The organism is Aerococcus viridans (assembly GCF_001543285.1).
In the GTDB taxonomy this organism is placed as follows: domain Bacteria; phylum Bacillota; class Bacilli; order Lactobacillales; family Aerococcaceae; genus Aerococcus; species Aerococcus viridans.
Genome location: NZ_CP014164.1, coordinates 1,904,471 through 1,930,049 on the forward strand (window position 1 = coordinate 1,904,471; position 25,579 = coordinate 1,930,049).

Annotated in this window: 17 protein-coding genes, 2 pseudogenes and 1 riboswitch; of the genes and pseudogenes, 2 read left to right on the forward strand and 17 right to left on the reverse strand. The window is 39.2% G+C overall.

Annotated elements, in window-relative coordinates; all coding sequences use genetic code 11:
• Window positions 1-391: 391 nt before the first annotated feature.
• The 7 genes from AWM76_RS09020 to AWM76_RS09045 form a co-directional block, all read right to left on the reverse strand.
• Window positions 392-1,081 (reverse strand): hypothetical protein, encoded by a 690-nt coding sequence (locus tag AWM76_RS09020; protein ID WP_115609888.1) that lies wholly within the window; start codon window positions 1,079-1,081, stop codon window positions 392-394.
• Window positions 1,069-2,172 (reverse strand): IS3 family transposase, encoded by a 1,104-nt coding sequence (locus tag AWM76_RS10625; RefSeq protein ID WP_476760502.1) that lies wholly within the window; start codon window positions 2,170-2,172, stop codon window positions 1,069-1,071. Before AWM76_RS10625 ends, AWM76_RS09020 begins: the two co-directional genes overlap by 13 nt.
• 300 nt (window positions 2,173-2,472) lie before the next feature.
• Entirely contained in the window at window positions 2,473-5,100 is a 2,628-nt protein-coding gene (locus tag AWM76_RS09030) for a cation-translocating P-type ATPase (protein WP_060779403.1), read from the reverse strand.
• Between the two features lie 184 nt (window positions 5,101-5,284).
• Window positions 5,285-5,458: a hypothetical protein gene (locus tag AWM76_RS10840; protein WP_003141507.1), complete on the reverse strand. Its 174-nt coding sequence runs from the start codon at window positions 5,456-5,458 to the stop codon at window positions 5,285-5,287.
• 409 nt (window positions 5,459-5,867) lie between these two features.
• Window positions 5,868-7,250, reverse strand: a complete 1,383-nt coding sequence (gene rlmD / locus AWM76_RS09035; RefSeq protein WP_106427268.1) for a 23S rRNA (uracil(1939)-C(5))-methyltransferase RlmD — start codon at window positions 7,248-7,250, stop codon at window positions 5,868-5,870.
• Between the two features lie 262 nt (window positions 7,251-7,512).
• A complete protein-coding gene (locus AWM76_RS09040; RefSeq protein ID WP_003141503.1) occupies window positions 7,513-8,649 on the reverse strand; it encodes an ArgE/DapE family deacylase in 1,137 nt (378 codons plus the stop codon).
• 10 nt (window positions 8,650-8,659) lie between these two features.
• On the reverse strand, window positions 8,660-9,133 hold the full coding sequence (locus tag AWM76_RS09045) for an S-ribosylhomocysteine lyase (RefSeq protein WP_003141501.1): 474 nt from the start codon (window positions 9,131-9,133) through the stop codon (window positions 8,660-8,662).
• A 184-nt stretch (window positions 9,134-9,317) separates the two neighbouring features.
• Here AWM76_RS09045 and AWM76_RS09050 point away from each other — a divergent pair, with 184 nt between their 5' ends.
• Both AWM76_RS09050 and AWM76_RS09055 read left to right on the forward strand, forming a co-directional pair.
• Window positions 9,318-9,851 (forward strand): transcription repressor NadR, encoded by a 534-nt coding sequence (locus tag AWM76_RS09050; protein WP_039934902.1) that lies wholly within the window; start codon window positions 9,318-9,320, stop codon window positions 9,849-9,851.
• Window positions 9,852-9,960: 109 nt separating this feature from the next.
• Window positions 9,961-10,527 carry a hypothetical protein gene (locus AWM76_RS09055; protein ID WP_003141498.1) on the forward strand — a complete coding sequence of 189 codons (567 nt, stop codon included), beginning with the start codon at window positions 9,961-9,963 and terminating at the stop codon, window positions 10,525-10,527.
• Window positions 10,528-10,595: 68 nt separating this feature from the next.
• On the opposite strand, the gene mgtA is transcribed toward AWM76_RS09055, so the two are convergent.
• The 10 genes and pseudogenes from mgtA to AWM76_RS09100 all read right to left on the reverse strand — a co-directional run bounded on the left by mgtA (window position 10,596) and on the right by AWM76_RS09100 (window position 25,484).
• Complete coding sequence (mgtA, locus tag AWM76_RS09060) at window positions 10,596-13,241, reverse strand: magnesium-translocating P-type ATPase (RefSeq protein ID WP_003141496.1); 2,646 nt, start codon at window positions 13,239-13,241, stop codon at window positions 10,596-10,598.
• A gap of 278 nt (window positions 13,242-13,519) precedes the next feature.
• Window positions 13,520-13,687: riboswitch (M-box (ykoK) riboswitch) on the reverse strand.
• A gap of 497 nt (window positions 13,688-14,184) precedes the next feature.
• Window positions 14,185-15,612, reverse strand: coding sequence for an Asp-tRNA(Asn)/Glu-tRNA(Gln) amidotransferase subunit GatB (gatB, locus tag AWM76_RS09065; protein ID WP_003141494.1), 1,428 nt, complete (start codon window positions 15,610-15,612; stop codon window positions 14,185-14,187).
• Window positions 15,613-15,627: 15 nt separating this feature from the next.
• Window positions 15,628-17,082 carry an Asp-tRNA(Asn)/Glu-tRNA(Gln) amidotransferase subunit GatA gene (gene gatA / locus AWM76_RS09070; RefSeq protein WP_003141492.1) on the reverse strand — a complete coding sequence of 485 codons (1,455 nt, stop codon included), beginning with the start codon at window positions 17,080-17,082 and terminating at the stop codon, window positions 15,628-15,630.
• Window positions 17,082-17,387, reverse strand: coding sequence for an Asp-tRNA(Asn)/Glu-tRNA(Gln) amidotransferase subunit GatC (gene gatC / locus AWM76_RS09075; RefSeq protein ID WP_016897919.1), 306 nt, complete (start codon window positions 17,385-17,387; stop codon window positions 17,082-17,084). The genes gatA and gatC overlap by 1 nt, the downstream gene beginning before the upstream one ends.
• Before the next feature lie 289 nt (window positions 17,388-17,676).
• Window positions 17,677-18,855: a CamS family sex pheromone protein gene (locus tag AWM76_RS09080; protein WP_003141486.1), complete on the reverse strand. Its 1,179-nt coding sequence runs from the start codon at window positions 18,853-18,855 to the stop codon at window positions 17,677-17,679.
• A 26-nt stretch (window positions 18,856-18,881) separates the two neighbouring features.
• Window positions 18,882-20,894, reverse strand: coding sequence for an NAD-dependent DNA ligase LigA (gene ligA / locus AWM76_RS09085; RefSeq protein WP_003141484.1), 2,013 nt, complete (start codon window positions 20,892-20,894; stop codon window positions 18,882-18,884).
• A gap of 33 nt (window positions 20,895-20,927) precedes the next feature.
• Window positions 20,928-21,086: pseudogene (locus tag AWM76_RS11160) on the reverse strand (hypothetical protein); the annotation flags it as partial.
• 237 nt (window positions 21,087-21,323) lie between these two features.
• A pseudogene (locus AWM76_RS09090) lies at window positions 21,324-23,456 on the reverse strand (UvrD-helicase domain-containing protein); the annotation flags it as partial.
• Window positions 23,457-23,982: 526 nt separating this feature from the next.
• Entirely contained in the window at window positions 23,983-24,639 is a 657-nt protein-coding gene (locus tag AWM76_RS09095; RefSeq protein WP_003141480.1) for a GntR family transcriptional regulator, read from the reverse strand.
• A gap of 101 nt (window positions 24,640-24,740) precedes the next feature.
• Complete coding sequence (locus tag AWM76_RS09100; protein WP_106427267.1) at window positions 24,741-25,484, reverse strand: glycoside hydrolase family 73 protein; 744 nt, start codon at window positions 25,482-25,484, stop codon at window positions 24,741-24,743.
• Between the last annotated feature and the right edge of the window lie 95 nt (window positions 25,485-25,579).

A 25,579-nucleotide genomic window follows, 5' to 3' on the forward strand; every position in this document is an offset into this window, starting at 1 on the left:
CCTCCCCTTTCAATATGTTTATTAGAATTGGTGGTTTTCACACAAACACATCAACTTGGCCAAAGCCAAGGGAGAATGTTTAATAAATTGCTTCATATAAAACATCCAACTTTCATATTTTTTTCACGTGACTCATATGCTTTCTAAACCAACATTTATGAAGTCGCTTTGTTCCCTCATGAATTATACCATTAAACATACAATGTTTCAGCCACTCAGCTTGCTCATTTTGCTTGCCTTCTTGAAAAATCCGTGCATGGGTAGGAGATCTACTTCTGCGAAACTAACGTTTCTTCTCAAGTAGTGTCACTGTCTCAACATGTGTCGTGGATAAGGTAAGTATGTAAAATGGTATGTGGAACATAGTGATTTGCTGTAAATGATTTGCTAACTACTTTAGTTCTTTATACAAAGTATAAATCGGATATTTTATTATTTTTTCTTTTATATCTTCTGAGATTAGGTCAAAGTATTTGTCCGCTAAAGTAGTATTCCTTAGTAAAACTGATGCGGCAAACTTTTCATCATTTCTTGATATATTGCTTTCGATTACTTCAATAAGTATTTTATTTTTATCTGCACTTAATGAACCTAGACGATATTTTACTTGCAGAATATTTAATTGATCAACATATGAACTATCTTCTTGTTTTCTTGTTGAACATGACCAATTAGCAAAATTTAAACATGCTGATAAGCTTAATGATGCATTATCCTCATTATCTAAATAATCACAATAATTTAGCATTTTTAATAATAAAAGTTCAATACCATCAAATGGTTGCTGTATATATACTCTCTTATGAATTTCAAAAATATTTTCTACTTTAAAATTTTTTATTTCTAGTAAATGTTTAACACCAAGCTTATTAAAGGAAAATATTCTTCTGATATCATCCTCTATCTTATTAACATCATTTAACTCAAAAAAATCAAAAAATCTGCAGCTTTTCTTATTCTCAACACCATAGAACAATAAATCAAATTTTTCAAAATTCATCAAATAAAAACCTGTTTCATTTGGTTTTTGAAACCCTACCGTTAAACTGAACAAATAAAAAAAGAGAGTTACGCTACCCACAAAAGATGATCCCGATAAGCTGTCGGGGTCATCTTTTTTAATTTTTTCTGATAGCGACGATTGTTGTAAAATTCAATATAATCTTCAACTGCATACCAAAGATCTTGTAGTTTTTCTGTTCTTTCAGATAATACAACGTCCTTCATATGACCAAAGAATGATTCCATAGGTGCATTGTCCCAACAGTTACCGCGCCTCGACATAGACTGAATTAGCCCCATATTCTCAACTTTTTCCTGGAAAACAGGGTAGGTATAATGAACCCCTTGATCTGAGTGGATATACCTTTCCATTACTGGCATATCCTTAATCACATTATTTAATTTATCTAGCGTTTCATAAGGAAGATAAGTGATATCTGTGAGAAATACTTTGTACGGGATACCTTGATCAAACTGACGATTGACAAGGTTTTTCTTGGTAGCATTTTCTTGGGTTGCCTTCATCATTTTACGGTATGGTTTCGCTGCTCGTATTGATGATATGATGTTATTTTTGCGCAAAATTCTTCTGATTTTTTTATGATTCATTACTACATCGTATTCAGTTTCTAATGCCATTTTTATTTCATCAATCCCACACTTCTTCTTATCCAGAAAAATTCTATATAACAATTGGAAATCTTCCCAATCATTTCGATCACGCTCAGCACGCTTATCGCTACTATTTAGCCAGTAATAGTAGCCGCTTTTACTTACCCCTGCAAGGTCGCATAAATGATTCACCATTCCAGCAAGTTGATTCTCACGAATAATTTGGTTAATTAATCTAAAGCGTTCTTGTTTACTTAAGTCGTTTCTTTTGTCGTTTTTCACGCTCCTCTCGTGCTGTTCTAATTTTTTTACTAGTTCAAGATTCCCCTCTAGATAGGCTATACGGGCATTTGCTTTGTCTAGTGCCTCTTGTAACGATAATTGTTCTCTTGGTCCATAGGGACCATTATTTTTTGAACCACGAGTCTCTTGTAACAATACATCTTCTCCGTGATCTTTATATAATCTTTTCCAACGTGATAGTGATTGATCGGATTTTCCTTTTCCGATTAAATGAGAAGGAAGTCCAGCAAGTTCAAATATCTGAGTGGATGTCATGCCTTGTTTGTTTTGTTTAATGGCCTTTATTTTGAATTCTGATGAATAGGTAATACTTTTCTCTGTCACACTTTTCACATTAGGATTGTTTCTTAAAGCTTGAATCTCAGCTTGGCTATATATCTTTTTACTCAATCTGCCCACTCCCTTCTGTATAACTCAAATAGAGTATACCGAAAATTTTGCATAAAAATAACCCGAAAACTTACAACACTCTTTTTTTGAGTGTTCAATTTTCGGGTAGAGATTCACCTTTTGTCCCATCCTCCTTTTCATACTCTGTATTTAAAACGTATTAATTTATTTAGCAGGGAAAACTTTTTTCTTCAATTCCATCAGTACAGTTGTAGATAAGGCCAGTCCTGTTGCAATAGCCCAATGCATTAAGCCAAAAGTATCTGGGATTGAGAATACCCCTCTAACAACCGGTAAAAGAGTGATACCATATAGACCTAAACAAGCAATAAAGGCCATTAATATAAATTTGTTAGTAAAGAATCCTGCTTCAAAACTAGTTTGAGTAGTCGAACGCGCAGGGAATATTTGCAATGTTCTAGATAAAATAAGTGTTGTAAAGGCCATCGCTACACTTATCTCAGCTGAGTACTGCAACCCAATAAACTGAGAAATGATAACCGCTAGACCGATTAAAGAACCCCGGAATATAACTGTGCTTAAGGTTTTTCCTGAGAAAATAGGCTCATCAGGATCTCTCGGTGGTTCATTCATGACGTTAGGTTCTCTAGGCTCTAATCCCAAAGCAATAGCAGGAAGGGAATCATTAGCTAAGTTAATAAAGAGTAATTGTAATGCTGTAAAGGGATTAACCCAATTGAGTAATAAAGCAACTAAAATCGCAATAACAGCACCTAAGTTACCTGAGAATAGGTAAGCAATAGCTTTTTTAATATTACTGTAAACCGTACGCCCGACAGCAACCGCATGAACGATAGAAACAAAATTATCGTCTGTTAAAATCATAGCAGAGGCATCTTTAGCAACGTCTGTTCCGCTTCCCATTGCGATTCCGATATCAGCTTGTTTTAATGCAGGGGCGTCATTGACTCCATCTCCAGTCATTGCGGTCACCTGGTTTTTCTTTTGCCAAGCATCTACGATTCTGATTTTGTTTTCAGGAGTGACACGAGCATAAACGGATATTTTTTCTAAGTTGTTCATTAGTTCTTCATCACTTAACGCGTCTAATTCTTGTCCAGTATAAGCTAGATCGCCTTCCTTAAAGATGTTTAAGTCACGTCCGATAGCACGAGCGGTTGTTTTGTGGTCACCAGTAATCATGACAGTTTTAATTCCTGCTTTTTCTGCATCCTGAACGGCGTGATACACTTCTTCTCTAGGAGGATCGATCATTGCAAGTAAACCGACAAAGATTAAATCACTTTCATCTTCAACTTCAATAGTATCTTTTTCAATAGGCTTGTAAGCGAAAGCTAACACACGAAAGGCCTGGTCAGAGAACTTTTCGTTTTGCGCTTTGAGAGCCTCTAATCGTTCTTCTGTTAATTCGACAATTTCACCGTTCAACTTAATACGTGAGCACAAGTCGAAGATAATATCTGGCCCACCTTTTGTTAAGAGGCGTTTTTCACCATTGATTTCATGCACGGTTGACATGCGCTTTCTGCTTGAATCAAAAGGTAGCTCGAGTAAACGCGGGTATTTCTTACGGATTTCTTCATAGGGTGCACCTTGCTTGTTACTGTAAGCAATTAAAGCCACTTCAGTAGGATCACCGCTCGATTCCCCTTTCTCATCAATATTGGAATCATTCGCTAGTACAGCTATTTGCATGAGTAATCTTTCAGACTCTGACCACGTTTGCTTATCCCCTGAGAACAAGTTTGATTCACCATTTGGAATAAATGCATCCACTACCGTCATTTTATTCTGAGTTAAAGTACCTGTTTTATCAGTACAGATAACACTAGTTGAGCCCAGTGTTTCAACTGCGGGCAATTGTCTGATAATCACATGCTGTTTAGCCATTTTATTTGTTCCAACAGATAAGACAATCGTTACGATGGATTGGAGAGCTTCAGGAATAGCCGCAACAGCCACAGCTACCGCAAACATAAAGGCGTTAACTAATGGAACAGTATAGTCTTGTGAATCTCCTAAGAAGATTCGAACAGCTTGAATAGCAAAAATGAGAATGGATAAAATCAGAATACCAATACCCAGTTTTTTACTGAAATCTTCCAGTTTTCGTTGGAGAGGGGTTTGTTTGGCTTCTGCACTTTGAATCAACTGGGCGACTTTACCCATTTCTGTTTCTTCTCCAATAGCTGTGACAACCATTTTTCCTCTACCGTAAGTGACAAGCGTGCCACTATAAGTCATATTACTTCTATCCGCAAGAGGGGCATCTTCTTCCAGCTTATCAACGAATTTATCTGAAGCAACCGATTCACCTGTTAATGCCCCTTCTACGACTTGAAGAGATTCCGCTTCAATCAGTCTTCCGTCTGCTGGTATATTGTCTCCCGCTTCTAAAAGAACAATATCTCCTTTAACCAGTTCTCTAGCCTCGACATTTTGTAGACGACCATTTCTAATGACAGTACTCGTCGGAGTGGCCATTCGCCTCAATGATTCGAGAGAATCCTCTGCTTTTTTCGTCTGGACGACACTTAAAATGGAGTTAATGATAAGCACCGCAAAGATAATAAGAGATTCAACGGCTTCTCCTAAAACAATCTGCACAATAGCCACAATAAGTAAGACAATAACCATGGGATCTTTAAAGGTATCTATAAACATAGAAAAGGTCGATTGTCTTTCTTTTCTAGAAATCTCATTGAAGCCTTGTTCTTCTTGCCTCTTCTTGGCTTCCTCCGTCGATATACCTTCTGTAGAGGTATTCAGAGACGAAAATACCGTTTCAATACTTTCTTTATAATAATCCATTTTCTGTCCTTTCTATGCTTTTGGAGTGAGATAAAAAAAGACGCATACGGAAAAATTCACTCACTTCCGTATGCGTCTCACTATTTAATACAGCACCAGCAGATAAATTATCTACGATTGGTGGCACTGTAGCAGTAAAAAACTGCCAGTTACTCCCGCACTTCTTATTTTAATGTCAAACTTATTATAAATGAGGGAAGGAAAAAAAGCAAGTTAATTCACTTTCAAATGAGGGGAGAATATGTGTTAAGTGTTGTTCGATTAGGACTAAACCAGAATCACTTGATAAACGACCACCATCATGAGAAACGATTAAATTATTGCTGAATTTTACGGCATTTTCTTGTAAAGTAACCACTGAGAGAACCCCTTTCTATGGTAGTTTGTGGTGAATTAACCACATCAGAAAGGAGGTCTTTTTTCATCACCTAATGGGTGATGAAGCAGATTATTTTAAAGACTATTAAATCAATGTTAGGAAAGACTATTAGTAAAACTATGAATTATTCAGGTCCATCATCTTTTCCTCCTTAGAAGGCTACTTATCTATTCATAATATAGCAGAGTAGGCTATTTTAAACTATAGTTTTTGTTTTCAGAGAAGAATACTGTTATACCAACCTTTCAAGGCTCGACCCGTTCCCGCATACGCACCTTCCCTTAAATGCTCCAAACGAGAAATCAGACTTACATTTATCTATAATTTCAAAAAAAGGGGGTTCCAGACACTTACATGAAGCCTAGAAAGCCCTCTATAAAACCATTTCTTATTTAACTTTTTGCATCAATACCACACACTCCACATGCCAAGTTTGTGGGAACATATCTAATGGTTGAACTTGCTCGAAGTCATAGCCAGCTTCCACAAATTTAGCGATATCACGTGCCATGGTTGTTGGGTTACATGATACATAGACAATTTTCTCTGGATTAGCTTCAATTGTTGATTCGATGAAAGTATCCTCTAAGCCTTTACGTGGTGGGTCTACAACAACCACGTCCGGTTGAACGCCGGCTTTAACCCATTCACCCATTACTGTTTCGGCTTGTCCTGTTTCAAAATGGACGTTATTAATATAATTTTTAGCTGCATTATTTTTGGCCATTTTTACAGCGTCGCCTACCACTTCTACCCCGTATACATGTTTGGCCTTTTTCGCTAGTGCCAAAGTAATTGTCCCAATACCACAGTAGGCATCTACCACCGTTTCTTCCCCTGTTAAATCAGCTGCATCAATCGCTAATTGGTACAATTTTTCCGCTTGAGGGGTATTAATTTGGAAGAATGACCGACTTGAAATATCAAAGGTAAAATCAAACATCTTATCTTCGTATTTATCCACACCATATAAAACACGTTGTTTACCTGACATCACGAAATTTGTTTGTTTAGTATTCGAACTCAAGACAATAGACACAACTTCTGGTAGTTTTTCCACAATTTCAGTCACAATTTGGTTTTCTTCCGGTAGATCTTTACCGTTAATCACAATAATGACCATCATTTGGTTTGTGTAGTAGCCTTTACGGATGACAATATTACGGATTAATCCTGAGTGTTTCCCTTCATCATAACCTTTTAACCCATGTTGGTTAAAGATATCCACAATACTTGCGATTGCTTCATCAATGCCTGGTAATTGGATTTTAAAATCTTCCACAGGGATAATCTCATGAGAATTTTTCCGGTAAAATCCTGAATATAATTGTCCTTCATCATCCGCACCGATAGGAATTTGCGCCTTATTACGGTATTTAAAAGTATCTTCAGAACCTACAGTAGGCAATACTTCGCGCCCTTCAGCTAGACCAAAACGACTAAAAGCATTCTCCACTTGCTTTTGTTTGAAAGCAAGTTGTGCTTCATAAGTCATATGTTGCAGTGGCATTGTGCCCACTTGGCTTGATACCTTATCCACAATGCCTACCCGGTCCGGTGAATCCACAGTTCGTTGCATCATTTTTCCATAGCCAAACTTTTCACCCACAGAAATGGCCTTAATTGTCCCCACTTCACCAGGTAAAGCATTCTCTACAAATAGTGGATAACCATCCACTTTAACCACACCTAAACCTTGAAAGGTAAGGTCTTCAATTGTGCCCTCAAAAGATTCATTCTTTTGAATTGGCGTTGTATATTTTTGTTTCATATTTATCATCATCCTTTTTCATTATCTCCACTATTTTACCATGCACACCCTTGAAATACTTGAGAAAACAACAAAACGCCAACACCCAAGTGCCAGCGCTACTAATCAAATATTTTTTATAATGTTTTTCTTAACACCTCAAATAAATTGAGTGTATCAAGCTTATCCTCAAAACAAGTGTCAGTATGCTTATACATTCTGTTACCAAATTCAATATTCTGGGTTTATAATCTAAGTGAATTTTACACTTAAAGCCAAAAGGTTACTTCAAGTATCCTTTATATATGTTCACATACTTATCGATGAAGGCTAAGTATTGGTCCACTTCAATAGATTCGTCTATGGTATGAGCGCTATCAATCCTACCTGGTCCATAAATAGCAAAGTCAAATTTGTTATCTACATTGGTAAAGTTAGACCCGTCAGTTGCACCACTTAACCCGCGGTTTTCCGCTTGTGGATCTTCTACCTTAATTAAATCTACTAATGCAGAATCATTAGCCCCATCTGCATATTGGTTGTTTTGTAACAAGTTCAATTCTAATGTACCTTGACCGTTAGCGTTAATTTCTTCAATCACATCATTGAAAATGCCAACCACAACGTCATTGCCTACTTCAGGAATTGTCCGTGCATTTCCTGATAGGACTGTATATTCAGGGACTGAGTTAATTTGGTTGCCCCCTTCAATCATTGTGAATACATTCAACATCTTGCCTAACATATCGTTTTCAGCTGTCGCAGCCGCTTCATCAATCTTGATATTGGTCTTGTTGATAAAATCGTTAATCAGCTGGATGGTGTTAACCCCTTTTTCCGGTGTAGAGGAATGGGCAGCACGTCCGTGGGCAATGACTTGATATTGAATTGAACCCTTATGTTTGGTGTTGTAGTAAGGGGTTGATGGTTCGGCGATGATCATGCCGTGGATATCTTCAGTGTAGCCTAGGTCAGTTAATTGTTTAGACCCTAGCATACCGATTTCTTCTCCAACACAAGCTAGTAAACGAACTGTCCCGCTAAAGTCTTGGACAGATTCTTTTAATTCGATCATGGCGATAATTAAAGCCGTTAACCCAGCCTTCATATCGGTAGTCCCACGTCCGTACATCACACCATCATGAATTTCTGCACCATATGGTGGGTATGTCCACAAGTCTGGGTTCCCAGCATCTACCACGTCCATATGACCTGATACCGCTAAAATTTTACCTTCTTGGTTACCTTTTAATTCAGCTACTAAGTTAGTACGACCGTCTGCATATTGAATCAATTGCGATTCAATGCCGTGGGCTTCAAGTAAGTTTTTATAGTATAGGGCGACAATTTCTTCGTTGCCGTTTGGCGTTTCTAACTGGATGACATCCTGTAAAATTTTAATTTTCTCTTGTTGATCCATAGAAACCTCCCTAATTTAGGACTTTACGGTCAAATGGATCTACTGAAAATCCTGCTTCTAAAACGTCTTTAGCGTATTGTTGTGCGCCCCATAATGAATGGTCACGGAAGTTACCACATTCCACGCGCTCAGTTCCTTGTACATCTGACCATTTCGCTGCTAAGACATCATTCAATACTCTTGTCATGGCTGTTGCCACTTCTTCAACTGATGGTGTTCCCCAAACAATCATGTAGAAGCCAGTCCGGCAACCCATTGGTGAAATATCGATAACACCTTCTAAATAATCACGCGTGTAAGCCGCTAATAAGTGTTCCAAAGTGTGAATGGCACTTGTTGGAATGGAATCTTGGTTTGGTTGCACAAAGCGGATATCAAACTTGCTTAATTTATCTCCTAACGCCCCTGTTTCAGCGCCCGCAATCCGTACGTATGGTGCCTTCACTGCATCGTGGTCTAATGTAAAACTTTCTACTTTTGCCATAATGATCTCCTTATCTATTTGTGATGAATTTAAATTAAAACTTCTTTATTATCTTATCATTAATTGTCAATCTTTCATAGGTATCGAGATTTTCCCTTAGCAGAAGAGGGCGTAACCCTAGCTTGTTGCTAGTCAGGTGAAAACCTATGCTATAATCAACGAAAGATCTAAAGGAGGGCCCACCATGAAAGCAACCCAACGACGAGACTTACTCATTCAAACCTTGAACCAAGCCACAACGCCCCTGAAAGCCACTAGCCTTGCCAAAGAATTTGGTGTCAGTCGCCAAATCATCGTCGGGGACGTCGCTATTTTGCGAGCCAGTCACTATGACATTATCGCCACAAACCAAGGCTACCTATTAGCCGATAAAGCTACCAGCGTGGATGATAGTCGCTTCCGTGGCAAAATCGTCTGCCAGCATTTAGCTGACCAAGCTATTGAAGAATTAACTATTATCGTCAACCACGGTGGCTTCGTTGAAAATGTCGAGGTAGACCACCCTTATTACGGGTTAATTAAAGCTAGCCTACAAATTAAGCAAGTGGGCGATATTCAAGACTTCCATGCAGCCATGGATAAATCAGCCGGTACCATGCTGTCTTCTTTAACCAACGGCATCCACTTGCATACTATCACAACGTCTGATGAGGCTACATTTGTAGCCATTAAAGCCGACTTAAAGGCTGCTGGCATTTTATTAGACGAAGGTATTTAATTTACACTTTCAAAGCTTAGATGATTTTCCTTGTCAGTCTTTACACCTGTCTTGACACCTTAAGGGATTTTGCGTATGATGAACTCAACAAATTTGGGAGGAAATTATCATGCAAAGGAATCAAGTGTCTAAGCGCACACAAAATATAACTATTACTGGTTTACTTACCGCTATAGGGATCTTTATCCCCTTAATTATGCCCTTTAAAGTCGTCATAGGCCCTGCCTCTTTTACCTTAGGTTCTCATGTACCTGTTGATATGTCCATGTTTAGAAAACCTTCAACAGCAGCTATTGTCGCAGTCGGCACTACTATCGGTTTTTTAATGGCAGGTTTCCCAATCATTATTGTGGCTCGTGCCCTTACTCACTTAATTTTTGCAACTTTAGGCGCTTATTACCTAAAAAAAGCACCAAATACCCTGGTAAAAATTGGCTCAAGAACAGCCTTTAACTGCGTGATCAACACCATCCACGGGCTTGGCGAAGTAGCAATTGTATATGCTCTAACTACGGCTGGCGTAGTCCCACCATCAGATGGTTTCATGTATACTTTAATTGTTTTAGTCGGTATCGGTACCTTGATCCATGGAATGATTGACTTTGAAATTGCCTATCGAATTACAAAGGCCATCGAAAAAAGAGCACACCTTGGTTTTGCTCAGGTAGCTTTATAAAATTGACACAAAAAAGAGAGCAGCCGCTCTCTTTTTTCTTGCTATTTTCCACATATCAATAGCTGCCATTATAGTAATTCGCCATGACGTTTCACATAGATATGTTTCACGATTTGTACTAATATCAAATACAAAACGACTGTTACGGCTAATACCCCCCAGAATTGGATTGGTAATGCAGCTAAGCCAAGTGCGTGACCTAAACCTGTATACGGTGCAAATGAACCGATTAAAATACCAATACCTGTAATTGAAAGTACTACTTTTGATGGTCGACTTTGGATAAATGGGATTTTTGGTGTGCGTAAAGTATATAAAACAAGCGTTTGTGTCCATAAGGAAACCACAAACCAACTAGATTGGAAGATCGCGATAAATAAATCTTGTTGACCTTCGTTTAAGTTTACAAATTGTCCGCCAGCAATACTTGGTGCAATAATGAAAAATGTAACGATAAAGGTTGTGACATCAAAAATGGAACTTGTTGGTCCAAACCATACCATAAATTTTTGGATGGAAGAAGCTGCCCATTTTTTGGGTAGGTATAAATATTCTTTATCCATATCGTCCCATGGTAATGACATTGACGCAATTTCATAAATTAAGCCTAAGAATAGTAATTGAATAGGTAGCATTGGTAAGAATGGTAAGAAAATACTAGCAATCAGTACTGAGAATACATTCCCAAAGTTAGATGAAGTAGTCGCTTTGATATACTTCATGGTATTACCAAATACTTTTCGTCCTGCTAGAATTCCTTTTTCAAGAATCATTAAGTCTTTTTCTAGCAAGATGATATCTGCTGACTCTTTCGCAATATCCACTGCGTTATCCACAGAGATGCCCACATCTGCTGCCCTTAGTGCTGGTGAATCATTAATCCCATCACCTAGAAAACCTACCACATGACCATTTTCTCTTAGTATCGTCACCAAAGTTGATTTTTGCGTTGGATTTAATTTTACAAATAAACTATGTTTTTCAGCTATTTCACCTAGCTCTTTATCTGTTTTATCCACTAATTGATCCCCGGAAATAATATGTTCTTTGGGAATACCTACTTGCTCAGCTACGGATACCGTCACTAGTTCGTTATCACCTGTCATAATTTTCACATTAACCGCATGCTCATTTAACGCTTTAATTGCTGCTTTAGTAGATGGTTTTGGTGGATCTAGGAAGGCTAAATAGCCAATAAGTACCATTTCACTTTCATCTTTTACTGAGAAAGCATCTACTGGGCTAGGGTTTGTTTTTTGGGCAACACCTAGTACACGTAATCCTTGGCTATTTAATTTGGCAACTTGTGCTAATACTTTTTCTCGTACTTGGTCTGTCAACTCAAGTATGTCACCCGCATAGTCCACGTAAGAGGATACAGCCAACATTTCTTCAATCGCACCCTTGGTGATCATTTGTGTCTTACCAGCTTGATCTTCAACCACTACACTCAGTCTTCTACGCTCGAAGTCAAAAGGAAGTTCATCTACTTTTGTATAAGCTAATTTTTCGCATGCTAATTCTTCTTCACCTGCTTGAATAATCGCTTTATCCATAAGGTTACCTAAACCAGTTTGAAAATAGCTATTTAGATAAGCATGACGCAGCACACGATTGCTTTCTTCTCCATCAATATTTAGATGGTGTTGAAGCACAATATTATCTTGTGTTAAGGTACCAGTTTTATCTGTCACTAATACGTCAATAGCTCCAAAATTTTGAATACCTTGAAGGTTACGTACAATCGTACCCTCTTTTTTCATATCTTTAGCGCCCTTAACTAAGTTTGTTGTCACAATCATCGGTAACATTTCAGGTGTTAAACCTACCGCAATGGAAATGCCAAATAGTAAAGCTTGTAACCAATCACCTTTTGTTAAACCATTAATCAGAATAACAATCACTGCCATCAAACCCATAAAGCGAATTAATAATAGTGATGTCTTTTCAATACCTTCATCAAAACTTGTTTTGATAGGTTCATTGGCAAAGGCATCCGCAATACCACCGAATAATGTATTATTCCCGGTTCTTACTACCACACCTTCACCAACACCGCTCACTACTTCACTTCCAGTAAATACTAGGGTAGCGTAATCTGTTTCACTAGTTGGTTCCTCTATTTCATCCAGTGCGCGTTTCTCAACTGGATGACTTTCACCTGTTAATGAAGTCTGAGATACGAATAAATCTTTACTGTTTATTAAGCGAATATCCGCTGGAATCATATCCCCAGCTTTTAACCGAACTAAGTCACCGATTACGATATCTTCAGTTCTAATTTCTTGGTACTGACCTTCCCGCTTAACTGCCGATGTCACTTCGACCATAGATTCTAATGCTTCTACAGATTGATTTGAACGGATAGTTTGAATCAAAGACATGGTACCACTTAAGATAATTAACACTACAATAATAATTGGCCCTAAAATTTCCCGTTCAGTAGCCTCTACAAATACATAGTCTGTTAAAAATGAAATCAAAGCTAAACTTAATAGTACTAGTGTAAACGGCGTGAAATAAGCCTCAAAGATATAGCGCCATAAACTTTTCTCTGTACCATAATCTATTTCATTATCACCATATTCAGCTCTAATTTGACTTGCTTCTTCTTCTTTAAATCCGTCTACTTTTACTTTAAATATTTCTTTTATTTCTAAAATAGGTTTACTAGCTAGTTCAAAGTAACCTAATTTATCTCTGTTATTCATCATTGTATTCAATCCTTTCTTTCACACGATGCTACTTCCTCACATTAGTCTAGACTGTAATCAGCCACCTAAAGTTCTGGAAAGGATGCAAAGAAAGTCTTTAACCATTGAATGAATGATAAAAACAACTAAGAAATGATACACCTTTTTACCATAAAAATACCTCCTCATTTTATACTTGTTAAAATGAAGATTTGTCGCAATATAAAAAGCCCCCACTAAAATTAGCGAGAGCCTACTCTAAATATCCACAACAAAAACGGGTATACACCTATTTTTGTTATTTGATCTTTTCGTGGAGTTTTAGCACTATACAACGTAAACATTACTGTTAGCTACGTTAGAAATTCCTTCTATTCGGATAATCCTGTTATACCCATTGGCGTCTCTGGACGTTTCTGGGCAGTAGCCTGTGTTTGTATAGGAGCCTCTGCCTAACAAATCATATTCTCTTTTCAACACTCATAAGCATACAAACATTAACAGCTATTGTCAAGTCATAGAGAAAACTTGGGTTTGTATCAAGCCTTTGTTAGCTTATATTTACTAGTTAATTTTACGAATTGTTCTACCTGAACCTACCCAGTCAACCCCCTTCACTTGCTAGGAAAAACACCCAATATTTACATTTTAACTGTAACCACCTTTACCCCAACTTTGGACAATTAAATATACCTCAAATATCCTAATTGATATTGCTAGCTTGATTCACAGAATGTTAGATTTTGAAATTACTTATTAAATAACTTAGGTTTGCGAGATTCGTTTGCAAGATTGAGGCCGGAACTAGCTAGCATGCCTTGACAGTGAAAAAGGATAACTGACCATATCAGAGTATTTGAGAGTAAGTGTAAACAAGAGACTTTGCGATTCATTTACTAACGATAAAAAAACATGTCCGATTCACCGATTTGGTAGACCAGACATGTTTTAGTTTTGTTCAAAATTAGCGTTTATCCAATTCTTCGGTTAATAATTGATTAACAACTTGTGGGTTCGCTTGACCCTTAGTAGCTTTCATAATTTGACCAACTAAGAAACCAGTCGCTTTCTTCTTACCAGCTTTATAGTCGTCAATTGATTGTTGGTTGTTATCAAGAATTTCAGTAATTAATGGTAACAATTGTGCTGGATCAGATAATTGTACTAATCCCTCAGCTTCAACAACCTCTTTAGCTGAACCACCTTTATCTGCTAAGACTTTGAATACTTTCTTCGCTTGCTTGCTTGAGATAGTACCATCTTCAATCAAGGCAATCATTTCTGCTAATGATTCTGGCGTTAAACCAATTTGGTCTAAGTCTTTCTCATTATCGTTCATGTAAGCATTCACTTCACCCATTAACCAGTTAGAAGCTTGTTTCGGATCAGCGCCAGCTTTCACTGTAGCATCAAAGAAGTCAGACATTTCTAAGGTTTGCGTCAAAATTTGAGCGTCATATTCTGGTAATTCGAAAGTCTCTACATAACGTTTACGACGATCAGCCGGCATTTCTGGTAAGCTTGCTTGAATTTCCTCTAACCAAGCATCAGATACTGTAAATGGCGGTAGGTCTGGTTCTGGGAAGTAACGGTAGTCGGCTGCCCCTTCTTTTACACGCATTAATTGCGTTTTACCAGTGTTTTCATCGTAACGACGAGTGGCTTGTTCAATCACACCACCTGCGTTTAAGACTTGTGCTTGACGTTTTTCTTCGTAAGCTAAACCTTTACGAACATAGTTGAATGAGTTTAAGTTTTTCAATTCGTTTTTGGTACCAAATTCTTTTTGGCCATAAGGACGTAAAGAAATATTGGCGTCACAACGCATTGAACCTTCTTCCATTTTCACATCAGAAACGCCAGTGAAACGGATGATTTCACGGATTTTTTCTAAGTATGCATAGGCTTCTTCTGGTGAACGCATATCTGCTTCAGATACGATTTCTAATAACGGTGTACCTTGACGGTTTAAGTCAACTAATGAATCGCCAGCACCGTGGATGTTTTTACCTGCATCTTCTTCTAAGTGAAGACGTTCGATACGGATTTTTTTGGTTTCACCATTCACTTCGATTTCAATCCAACCATTTTCACCAATTGGTCGCCATAATTGAGTTGTTTGGTAAGCTTTTGGATTGTCTGGGTAGAAGTAGTTTTTACGGTCGAAGTGTTGTACTGGGTTGATTTCACAGTTTAAAGCTAAAGCGGCTTTAATGGCGAATTCAATACCACGACGGTTCATTTTTGGCAAGACACCAGGATAACCGAAGTCAATAACGTTTGTGTTTGTGTTAGGTTCTGCTCCAAAGTGAGCGGCAGATGGAGAGAACATTTTTGATTCTGTCTTTAATTCGACATGGACTTCAAGTCCAATGACTGTTTCGTAATTCATGCGATTTCCTCCCTCTTACTCTGCTGGATGTTTTGTATAAGCGTCGTTTACTTGTTCAACAGCGTATGCTGCACGGTAAATTTTTTCTTCTTCGAAACGGTTACCGATGATTTGTAAACCGATTGGTAGACCTTTGTCGTCAAACCCAACAGGCATTGATAAACCAGGTAGTCCAGCTAAGTTTACAGGAACTGTTAATAAGTCAGCCATGTACATTTCGATTGGATCGTCATTCTTCTCACCTAATTTAAAGGCTGTACCAGTAGTTACTGGTGATACGATTAAATCAACTTCTGAGAAGATGCTATCAAATGCTTCTTTAATTAACATACGTACTTTAGCAGCTTTCATGAAGTATTCGTCGAAGTTTTCTGATGCGATAGAGAATGTACCTGTCATCAAACGACGTTTTACTTCATCACCAAAACCTTCAGTTCTTGTATTGACATACAATTCTTCTAGATCATTGAAGCTTTCTGCGCGGTAACCGTAACGGATACCATCATAGCGTTGTAAGTTTGAAGATGCTTCTGCAGAGGCGATGATATAGTAAACTGGAATACCATATTTCAAGTTTTCGAAGCTGATTTCTTTAATAGTTGCACCAGCATTTTCTAATTGCTTGATTGATGCGCGAACTTGTTCTTTCACTTGTTCGTCAACAGCGTCACCAAAGAACTCTACCGGTACACCAACTGTTAACCCTTGAACGCCATCTTTCATAGAGGCCACATAGTTAGGCACTTCAATGTTTGCTGAGGTTGAATCATGGTCATCATAACCAGCAATTGCTTCTAACATAATCGCATTATCTTCAACTGTACGAGTCATTGGCCCAACTTGGTCTAATGAAGAAGCAAAAGAAATAACGCCCCAACGTGACACACGACCGTAAGTAGGTTTCATCCCTACAATACCGTTGTATGCCGCGGGTTGACGGATTGAACCACCTGTATCGGTACCTAATGTTGCCATCACTTGACCAGCTGAAACAGCGGCCGCTGAACCACCTGAAGAACCGCCTGGTACACGGTCTGTATCAAATGGATTGCGAACTGGGCCGAAATAAGACGTTTCATTTGAACCACCCATGGCGAATTCATCCATGTTTAATTTGGCAATATTAATCGCACCTGCTGCAGCTAATTTTTCAGTAACTGTTGCATCATAAATTGGTACAAAGTCAGCTAGCATTTTAGATGCTGCTGTAGTTGTGACACCGTTTGTTAAGATATTGTCTTTTAATCCAATCGGAATGCCTTGTAATGGTCGGTCAGAGGAGTAACCTTTTTCGTCAGATGCTTTGGCTTTTGCTAAAGCATTCTCTTCGTCTAAAGTGATGACCGCGTTGATTGTGTCATTTTCTGCTTTAATACGGCGTATAGCTTCTTCCACTAATTCAACAGATGTCACTTGGCCTGCTACTAATTTCTCATTTAATGAGCGAATTGTATCTGTAAATTTTTCCATTAAGCGTCGCCTCCATCTGTATCAATAATTGATGGCACTTCGATAAAACCATCGACTGTTGTTTTGGCGTTGATAAATAATTCATCACGCGTTTGCATTTTCACAACTTTATCTTCGCGCATCACGTTTTCAAAATCGACTGCCCAAAACATAGGTGCTACATCGGTAGTATCGATTTCTTGTAATTCTTCAATCATATTTAAAATATTCCCAAATTCTTCAGTAAAGTGAACGACATCTTCATCTTCAACCTTGAATTTAGCTAATTTAGCAATCCGTTTAACTTCTTCTTCAGAAATTGACATAACGGGTTCCTCCTTCATTCTTCAGCTTAGTTTTCGCCTTATTTTACCTGTTTTATTTTAGCACAAACGGCTCAAGTCAACAATGTTAATTAAGGTTACATGAGTATTTTTTTACAATTTTAATCTTAACCATTGGAAAATAACTTATAAATGCGAATAGGCAAGCTTTTTTACTAAAACTTGCCTATCAAGATGACTATTCGTTTTATGGCTGTGAGCCAGAAATAAGTCGCCTACCCCTTTTTTAATTCTGAAAAAGAGGTGGATATGTTATAAAATGTTACACACTTTAATCTACGAGTACATAGTTGAAGGTGTCTGCGTCTTTACTTCTAGTCAATAGGGCCCGAACGCCGTCAGCGGTTACCACTTGAATTTGAATCTCAATATTGTTGTTGAATACTGAGCTTGCGGTTGAAATGGCTTGCTGTGATAAAGCGATAATTTCGCTATAGCCATCGAATTGACTGTAGATGACGATGTTGATGTTTTGTTGCTCGTTATCCTGGTAGTAACCTACCCCTGATAGACCGGATAGTTGCGGATAGAAGCTTTGAATTTGGTCACGGAAGCGGGTGAAGGCTACTGTGTCCTCTTCGTTTGGTGCGTCATCGACGCCGTAAACGACGAAGTCTTGGTTGTAGGTTGACCAGTCACCAAATGAGTTTCCACTTGATGAAACGGCATCTGTTGAGAAGGTTCCGCCACCTAAATCACCAGATGCTTCGTTTTCAAAGATGGCTACATGGATCGGTGTGTCCGCGTAATCCTCGTTTTCACGAATGTCAGAGACGATGGTTTTAGCCATCTGCTTCCCATGTTCGATACGCTCTTCAGAGGTAATTTCCACTTCTTCGCTGTCTGAATCAGTCTTGAAGATATCTGAATAGTTCATTCCTAAACCGATTGAAATCCCTGCGATATTCCCGTCCTGATCAACGAAATTGTATTCCATAATGGTATTTAAATAGCGGGGTTCAAACCCGTCCATAGTGGTCGATTCATAACCGGACGGATTTAGGCCATCTGGATTTTCGTCCGATTGGGCTGTTAAATAAGTCAAGGTCTGGTCCTCGCCGATGACTTGTCCTTCTTGGAGCGAGTAGTCTTCAGTGGCGAAAATATTCTTGGCTAGGTCATACAAACCGCGCTCTAAATTCTCCGCATTGGCTTGTGAAGATGCCCCCGCTGTAATTCTTGAAGCAGAATTGGTTTGGTAAGTGCCGTCACTAATGTATGACGAGTAGTATTCTGTCGACAGTTGGCTTGTTTGTGTTTGTTGTTCTTCATTACTAGATGAAGTTTGGCTGGCTGAACCCACTGATTCAGTTGAATCGGCTTGGTCGTTTTGACAGGCTGTTAGGGCCAAGGTCGCCACCAATAATATGGATAATGTTTTGCATTTTTTGATTTTCAACACGACATTCCCTTTCTTAACTTGGTATTCTCCCCAATCACAAGTCCGCATTTTCTTCTTTCTATTGGTCTATTATATTATAACTTGTCAACCATGTCTTGTTCAGAAAATACAGTAACGCCTAAGTTTTCTGCTTTGGCCAATTTTGACCCTGCATCTTCCCCGGCAACTAGGATATCCGTCTTCTTAGAAACAGACCCTGTAACGTTACCACCTAAGGCCTCGATAGCTTTCTTAGCTTCCGGTCTTGTGTACTGAGATAATTTCCCAGTTAGGACAACTGTTTTGCCGGACCAGAAGGAATCGATGGCTTCAACTTCTGCTTTAACCGGTCCCTTGTACTGCATGTTGACGCCATTTTCTACTAGGGCATCAATGGTTTCGCGCACGCCGTCTGTGGCAAAAAAGGCAACTATGGAATCCGCGATAGTTTCACCAATCCCTTCAATATTGGTTAAATCGGTTCTTTCCTTGGTCATAATTTCTTGCATGCTTGGGTACACTTCAGCAATCTGACGAGCAGCCTTAGCACCAACGTGACGAATGCCTAAACCAAATAATAAGCGCTCAAGTGAATTTTCTTTAGAATCTTCAATAGCTTGGATAATCTTATCTGACGCCTTATCACCAATTTTATCTAAGGCCATCAACTGGTCTTTCTTAACTTGGTATAAGTCAGCTGGACTATGGACATTGGCCTTGTCATACATTTGCTCTAGGACAGATGGGCCAACACCGGTAATATTCATGGCGTTTCGAGACACGAAATGATACAACTTCTCTTTTGCTTGGGCTGGACAAGCTGGGTTCACACATCTCAAAGCCACTTCATCCTCTAAATGGACTAGGTCGCTATGGCAAACCGGACAAGTCGTTGGTTTTGGATACGGCGTTGAATCTTCAGGTCGCTTGTCTAAAACAACCGTCACCACTTCTGGAATAATATCCCCCGCCTTATGGATGACCACTGTATCATTTAGGCGGATATCTTTAGCTTCAATCAAGTCCATATTGTGGAGGCTAGCCCGTTGAACGGTTGACCCGTCTAATAAAACTGGTTCCATAATGGCAGTTGGGGTCACTACACCCGTGCGCCCAACCGTCCACTCGATATCATGGATGGTCGTTTCCACTTCTTCGGCTTGGAATTTGTAGGCAATCGCCCATTTCGGTGCCTTAACCGTATAACCTAAAGTTTCTTGATCACTAAAATCGTCTACCTTGATAACAATCCCATCAATACCGTAAGACAATTCGTGACGTTTAGCAGTCATTTCTTCAATGTAGGCTTGAATTTCTTCGAAAGTTTCACACACTCTGGTTAGCGGGTTTACACGAAAGCCATAGTCTGGGAAATGTTGGAACAAGTCTTGTTGACTCTTGATCGGTAATTCATCAGAAAAGACTCCTGAGTATAAGAAAATATTCAAATTACGACTGGCTGTGACTTTTGAATCCAATTGACGGATTGATCCAGCAGCTGAATTGCGCGGGTTAGCGAAAGTTGGCAATCCTGCTTCTTCACGTTTTTCATTTAAGGCCAAAAAGGCATCCTTAGGCATGTAGATTTCGCCACGCACCTCGATATCGATATCTTGGCGAAGTTTCATAGGGACTGATTTAATGGTACGAACATTGTTGGTAATATCTTCACCAACGACCCCGTCACCCCGAGTGGCTGCCCGGACGTAACGACCGTTCTCATATTGAATGGCTACGGACAAACCGTCGATTTTCAATTCACAGACAAAGCGCACTTGGCCATTGACATTCTTTTTGACATCTTCAACGAACTTGGCCACTTCGTCAAAATTGAAGGCATTACCTAGAGACATCATAGGTTGTGAATGGGTTACCTTGGTAAAGGCTTCACTTACAACGTCCCCCACCCGTTGCGTTGGTGATTCAGCTTGAATAAAGGTCGGGTACTTGGCTTCTAAATCCTGCAACTCACGGTAAAGTTTGTCATATTCGGTATCTGAAATCGTTGGATTATCTAAGGCGTAGTATTGGTAGGCATAGTCATTCAAGAGACGGGTTAAGGCTTCAATACGGGCAACATCAGTACTTTGTTGGTCATCCTTTGTCATCGTTCAATCTCCTTTTATTCCGTGATAGATAATTTAAGCTTGTTTCTCAATTGGGGCGAAGGCAGATAATAGACGCTTGATTCCTTGATTAGGGAAAGCGATATCTAACTCTTGGTCGTTGCCAGTTCCTGAAACCTTGACAACTGTCCCAACACCCCATTTTTTGTGGACGGCTTTATCGCCGATAGCCCAAGTTACTGGACCATCTACTGTTTTAATATCTTTATTCGCAGTAACTGGGTCAAATACTGACCGTTTCGCTTCTTTCTTCCGTTCATAGTAAGACTTGGCATTGGCTCTTTCATAGGTGTTGGACGCCCGTTTACGCTTGCTAGCATAATCCGCCGCAAACGTTGAGCCTGAGCCAAATGGCAAGTCTGATTGACTACCACCAGATGGTTGGAAAACAGACCGCTCATTTTCGCTGTCATCTAATAATTCGTCATCAATTTCTGCGATAAAGCGCGACACTGGGTTGGATTGGTATTTCCCATAAAGCAACCTTGACAATGAATTGGTTAAGTATAATTTCTCTTCCGCTCGGGTAATGCCTACATAAGCAAGTCGGCGTTCCTCTTCCAGTTCAGACTCTTCCTTAGCAGCACGGGCTAATGGGAACATGCCCTCCTCCATCCCAATAATGAAAACAATTGGGAACTCAAGTCCTTTAGCTGCATGCAAGGTCATCAAGGTCAATTCCCCTTGTTGGTCAATTTCTTGGTTGTCTAAATCTGATACCAATGATAAATCCGTGATAAAGCCCATCAAGGCATCATCTTCAGCCGGATTGTTGTCAATCACACCATCAAGTTCTGCTTGAATCCCTTCAAGGTCGAATAAATTGAAGCTACCATCTGGATTGAGCGGGTTATTTTCCGGATTGACGTCGCTTTGGTTGAGGTTGGCTGCTTGTAATTCTGTCGGCCGGTCCGCTTCTTCTTGGGCCGCAATTTGCGCTGCTTGTTCGCGGTCTTCTTGCTCAGCTTCCCAACGTTTGTCGAACTCTTGAGTTACCGAAATGAACTCGTGAATGTTGTCGATGCGGGCGTCAGCTTCAAGTGTTTTTTGATTTTCCAAGTCTTTTAAGTAGCCGGTTTGCGCTAAAATTTCCTCGACTAAGTCTTGGATGGCTAAGAATTCGCGTTGCGCTTGGAGATTGGCCATCATCTTTCCGAAAGCCTTTAAATTCGTAGCACCTTTACCAGTGATAGGTGAATGGTCTACTAGGGTTGCCGCCTGTAAAAGGGAAATCCCTTGCTGGTTGGCGAATGTGTTTAATTTATCTAGGGTTCCTGGTCCAATACCACGTTTAGGCACGTTGATAATCCGCGTAAATGATAGGTTATCAGAGGGATTGGCCAGTAGACGTAGGTAAGCTAGAATGTCTTTAATTTCCTTGCGGTCGTAGAATTTTAGACCGCCAACGATCCGGTAGGGCATGTTGGCCTTGACCAAATTCTCCTCCATTACACGGGACTGGGCATTGGTTCTATACAGGATGGCAATGTCTCCGTAACGCTTGCTTTGTCCTTTGATAGCATCTTTAATTTTACCGATGACATAGTTGGACTCGTCACGCTCATTTTGCGCCCGATAATAAGAAATCAATTCACCTTGGTCATTATCTGTCCAAAGGGTCTTATCCTTACGATAGGTGTTTTTATTGATGACATTATTGGCCGCCTGCAAGATATTTTTAGTAGACCGGTAATTTTGTTCCAATAGGATAGTGGTTGATTTTGGATAATCCTTTTCGAAGTTCAAGATATTTTCCATATTGGCACCACGCCAACCATAAATAGACTGGTCCGCGTCCCCTACCACACAAACGTTGTGGAAGTAGTCACCTAATTGTTTTACCAATTTATATTGGGCTTCATTGGTATCTTGGTACTCGTCCACGTGGATATAGTGGAACTTTTGTTGGTAGTACTTCAAGATATCTGGTTGTTGGTCGAATAATTTAACGGTATACATGATTAAATCATCGAAATCGAAAGATTGCGCTGCTTGTAGCCCTTTTTGGTAGCGTTCATATACATCTGCCACTACATCTTCTATATATCCAGAATAATTTTGCCGGTAGTCGTCAGGCAGCATTAAGTTATTTTTCGCATCAGAAATACGCCCTAACAACATTTTATAAGAAAACTTGTCCTTGTCTAAGTTCAATTCCTTAATAATACGTTTGATTAGGGTTTGTTGTTCAGATGGATCCGCAATGGTAAATGACCGCGTAAAGCCAATCGCTTCCGCTTCTCGTCTTAAAATTCGTACACACATAGCGTGGAATGTAGATACCCACATATCGTTTGCGTCAGGTCCTACAAGGGCAGACACCCGTTCTTTCATCTCTTTAGCTGCCTTGTTGGTAAAGGTAATTGCTAAAATATTCCAAGGATTTACATCTTTCTCACTTAAAATATATGCCATGCGGTGGGTCAAAACACGCGTCTTCCCACTACCCGCACCAGCCATAATTAATAGCGGCCCCTCGGTATGCTCAACAGCTTCCTTTTGTCGATCATTAAGCCCCTTCGTAAATTGATTCAATGCCATCATTAGGCCACCTTCCCCGTATAGTTTCACTGTTAAGGATACCATTAATAGAACACCTGTTCAACGAAAACAAGGTGCGACACAAACCGATAGAAATGAACCGTTGGAAGATTAGTGTAGTGACTGACGTAGTCGGTTGCAAACTAATCTGAAACGCAGTCATTTCTGGTTTGTGGCGCCCGATTAAACAAGGTGCGAGCGAGACCGCTCAGACCAACAACACTGGAAGGTTAGTGTAGTGACTGACGTAGTCGGTTGCAGACTAATCTCAAGTGAACTAAAGCTGGTCGAGAGAGAGTCTGATTATAATGCAAAGTCGGCCATTCTTCGCCTTCCACTTTGTTTAATTAGTTACGATTGACACTCAATATTCAGCATGGAATGTTTCACTTTTATTATGGTTACATCGATCACTTACAATGGCTGTATGATCATTAATCCTAATCTGTGAATGTTTAGTAAAGCGCCTTTTTCCAGCCGAAGGTTAAAGCCATAAAAAGACGAACCTTATAAGATTCGTCTCTGTCACTTATTTGTTGATTTGATAAAGAATTAATTGGTTTATCCAGATGCGGGCTTGTTTACGCGCCATCGCATAATCTTTATGTACTAAAGCTTTCAGCATCGTTGGATAGATTTCTTTTAAATCGTTCGCTTCACGTTTGAAGGCTGAGTGATCCTCCTTGGCTTCTTTTATGTACAATTCATGTAGGGGTTGAATTGTATTCAAGGTAACTTGTCTAAAGTATGAATTCGGATAGAAGGATACCAAATAGGTAAACATTTTGAATTCAGTATCAAAGTAAGTTTCCAAGTCATATGTTGCAAGTGATTCAGAAATAATTTGTTTCAACTCTTCAACTCGTTCGGTGTCTACTTGGACATCTTTATTTTGCATTTGCTGGAAGAGATTCATCGTTAATAATTCAATAAATTGTAGACGTTCCACAATTGCTCGTGCGTTTAGTGCATTTTTCGCTACTACCGCACCCTTATATTGTTCAATACGAATATAATCTTCTTCAGCAAGTTGTGCCATGGCTTTTCGAACCGGCGTACGACTCATGCCTAGCGTTTCTGCAATTTCCACTTCTTTTAAGTGTGTATCTGGTAATAGCAAATTACTATCGATTTGTTCCTTTAGGTATTGATATGCAATGTCCTTATAGCTCTTAGTCTTTGCCACGGTTTTACCCCCTATAAAAAGTACAATATAACGAAATATTGTTCATCTTTTATAATACACTTGAATAGCAACCATTGCAAATGAATTTTCTTTCACTTATCCTATTGAACCTGGTTATCAAACCGAGTTAATTCGTATCTTTCTATCACATCTATCAAAGATTCTGCATAATTAGGATCTGTAGCATACCCAGCTTCTTGCAAGGCATAGGCCGCTTCTTTATACGAGCTTGCATTCAAAACACCACTATAATGTGTTTTATTCCATGAAGTGCCGTTTGCAAGTAACCTTCCGTGATCAGCTACTGATTCTTCCCAAGATGTATAGACCCGGAAAGGTTCATCCACCGTAATATATCGCCCATTCACAAATTCTTGTGTGGGTAAATCTACACTTGGATCATTTGGGCTGTATGATTTACGGCCAAATAAATTAAAATATTCACTAGATAATTGACTTTTACCAAAATTAGATTCCAGTATTGCTTGGGCAGTGACAATACTTGGTAATACGTGAGATTCAGGGTATTCCATTACTGCATATTGGCCGATTAAATCCACAAATTCTTGGTCTGTATATACCATTTCCACTTCTTCACTGGAGGCCTCACTTGACGTAGGTACGCCTTGATAGTCTTGGGAAAAGAAAAACAGTATTAATCCAAGAATTGCAAGTGTTCCTAACCATATCTCTTTACGACGTTGCGCACGTTTCTTCTTTGAAGGATATCGTATTTTTTTATATTTTCTTTTTTTGAAAATTAGCCTAAATACCTGTTGATACCCTTTCAACCAACCTTGCCAACCGTTTATTTTACGTTTCTTTTGCTTCTTCTTATTTGCCAAAATATTGTCACCTCCTTGCATACATCTCGTTTGGCCATAATTGGCCCATTTTTCCCTTGCATTATACATAAAAAGCGTTGAGTAAACCATTACGA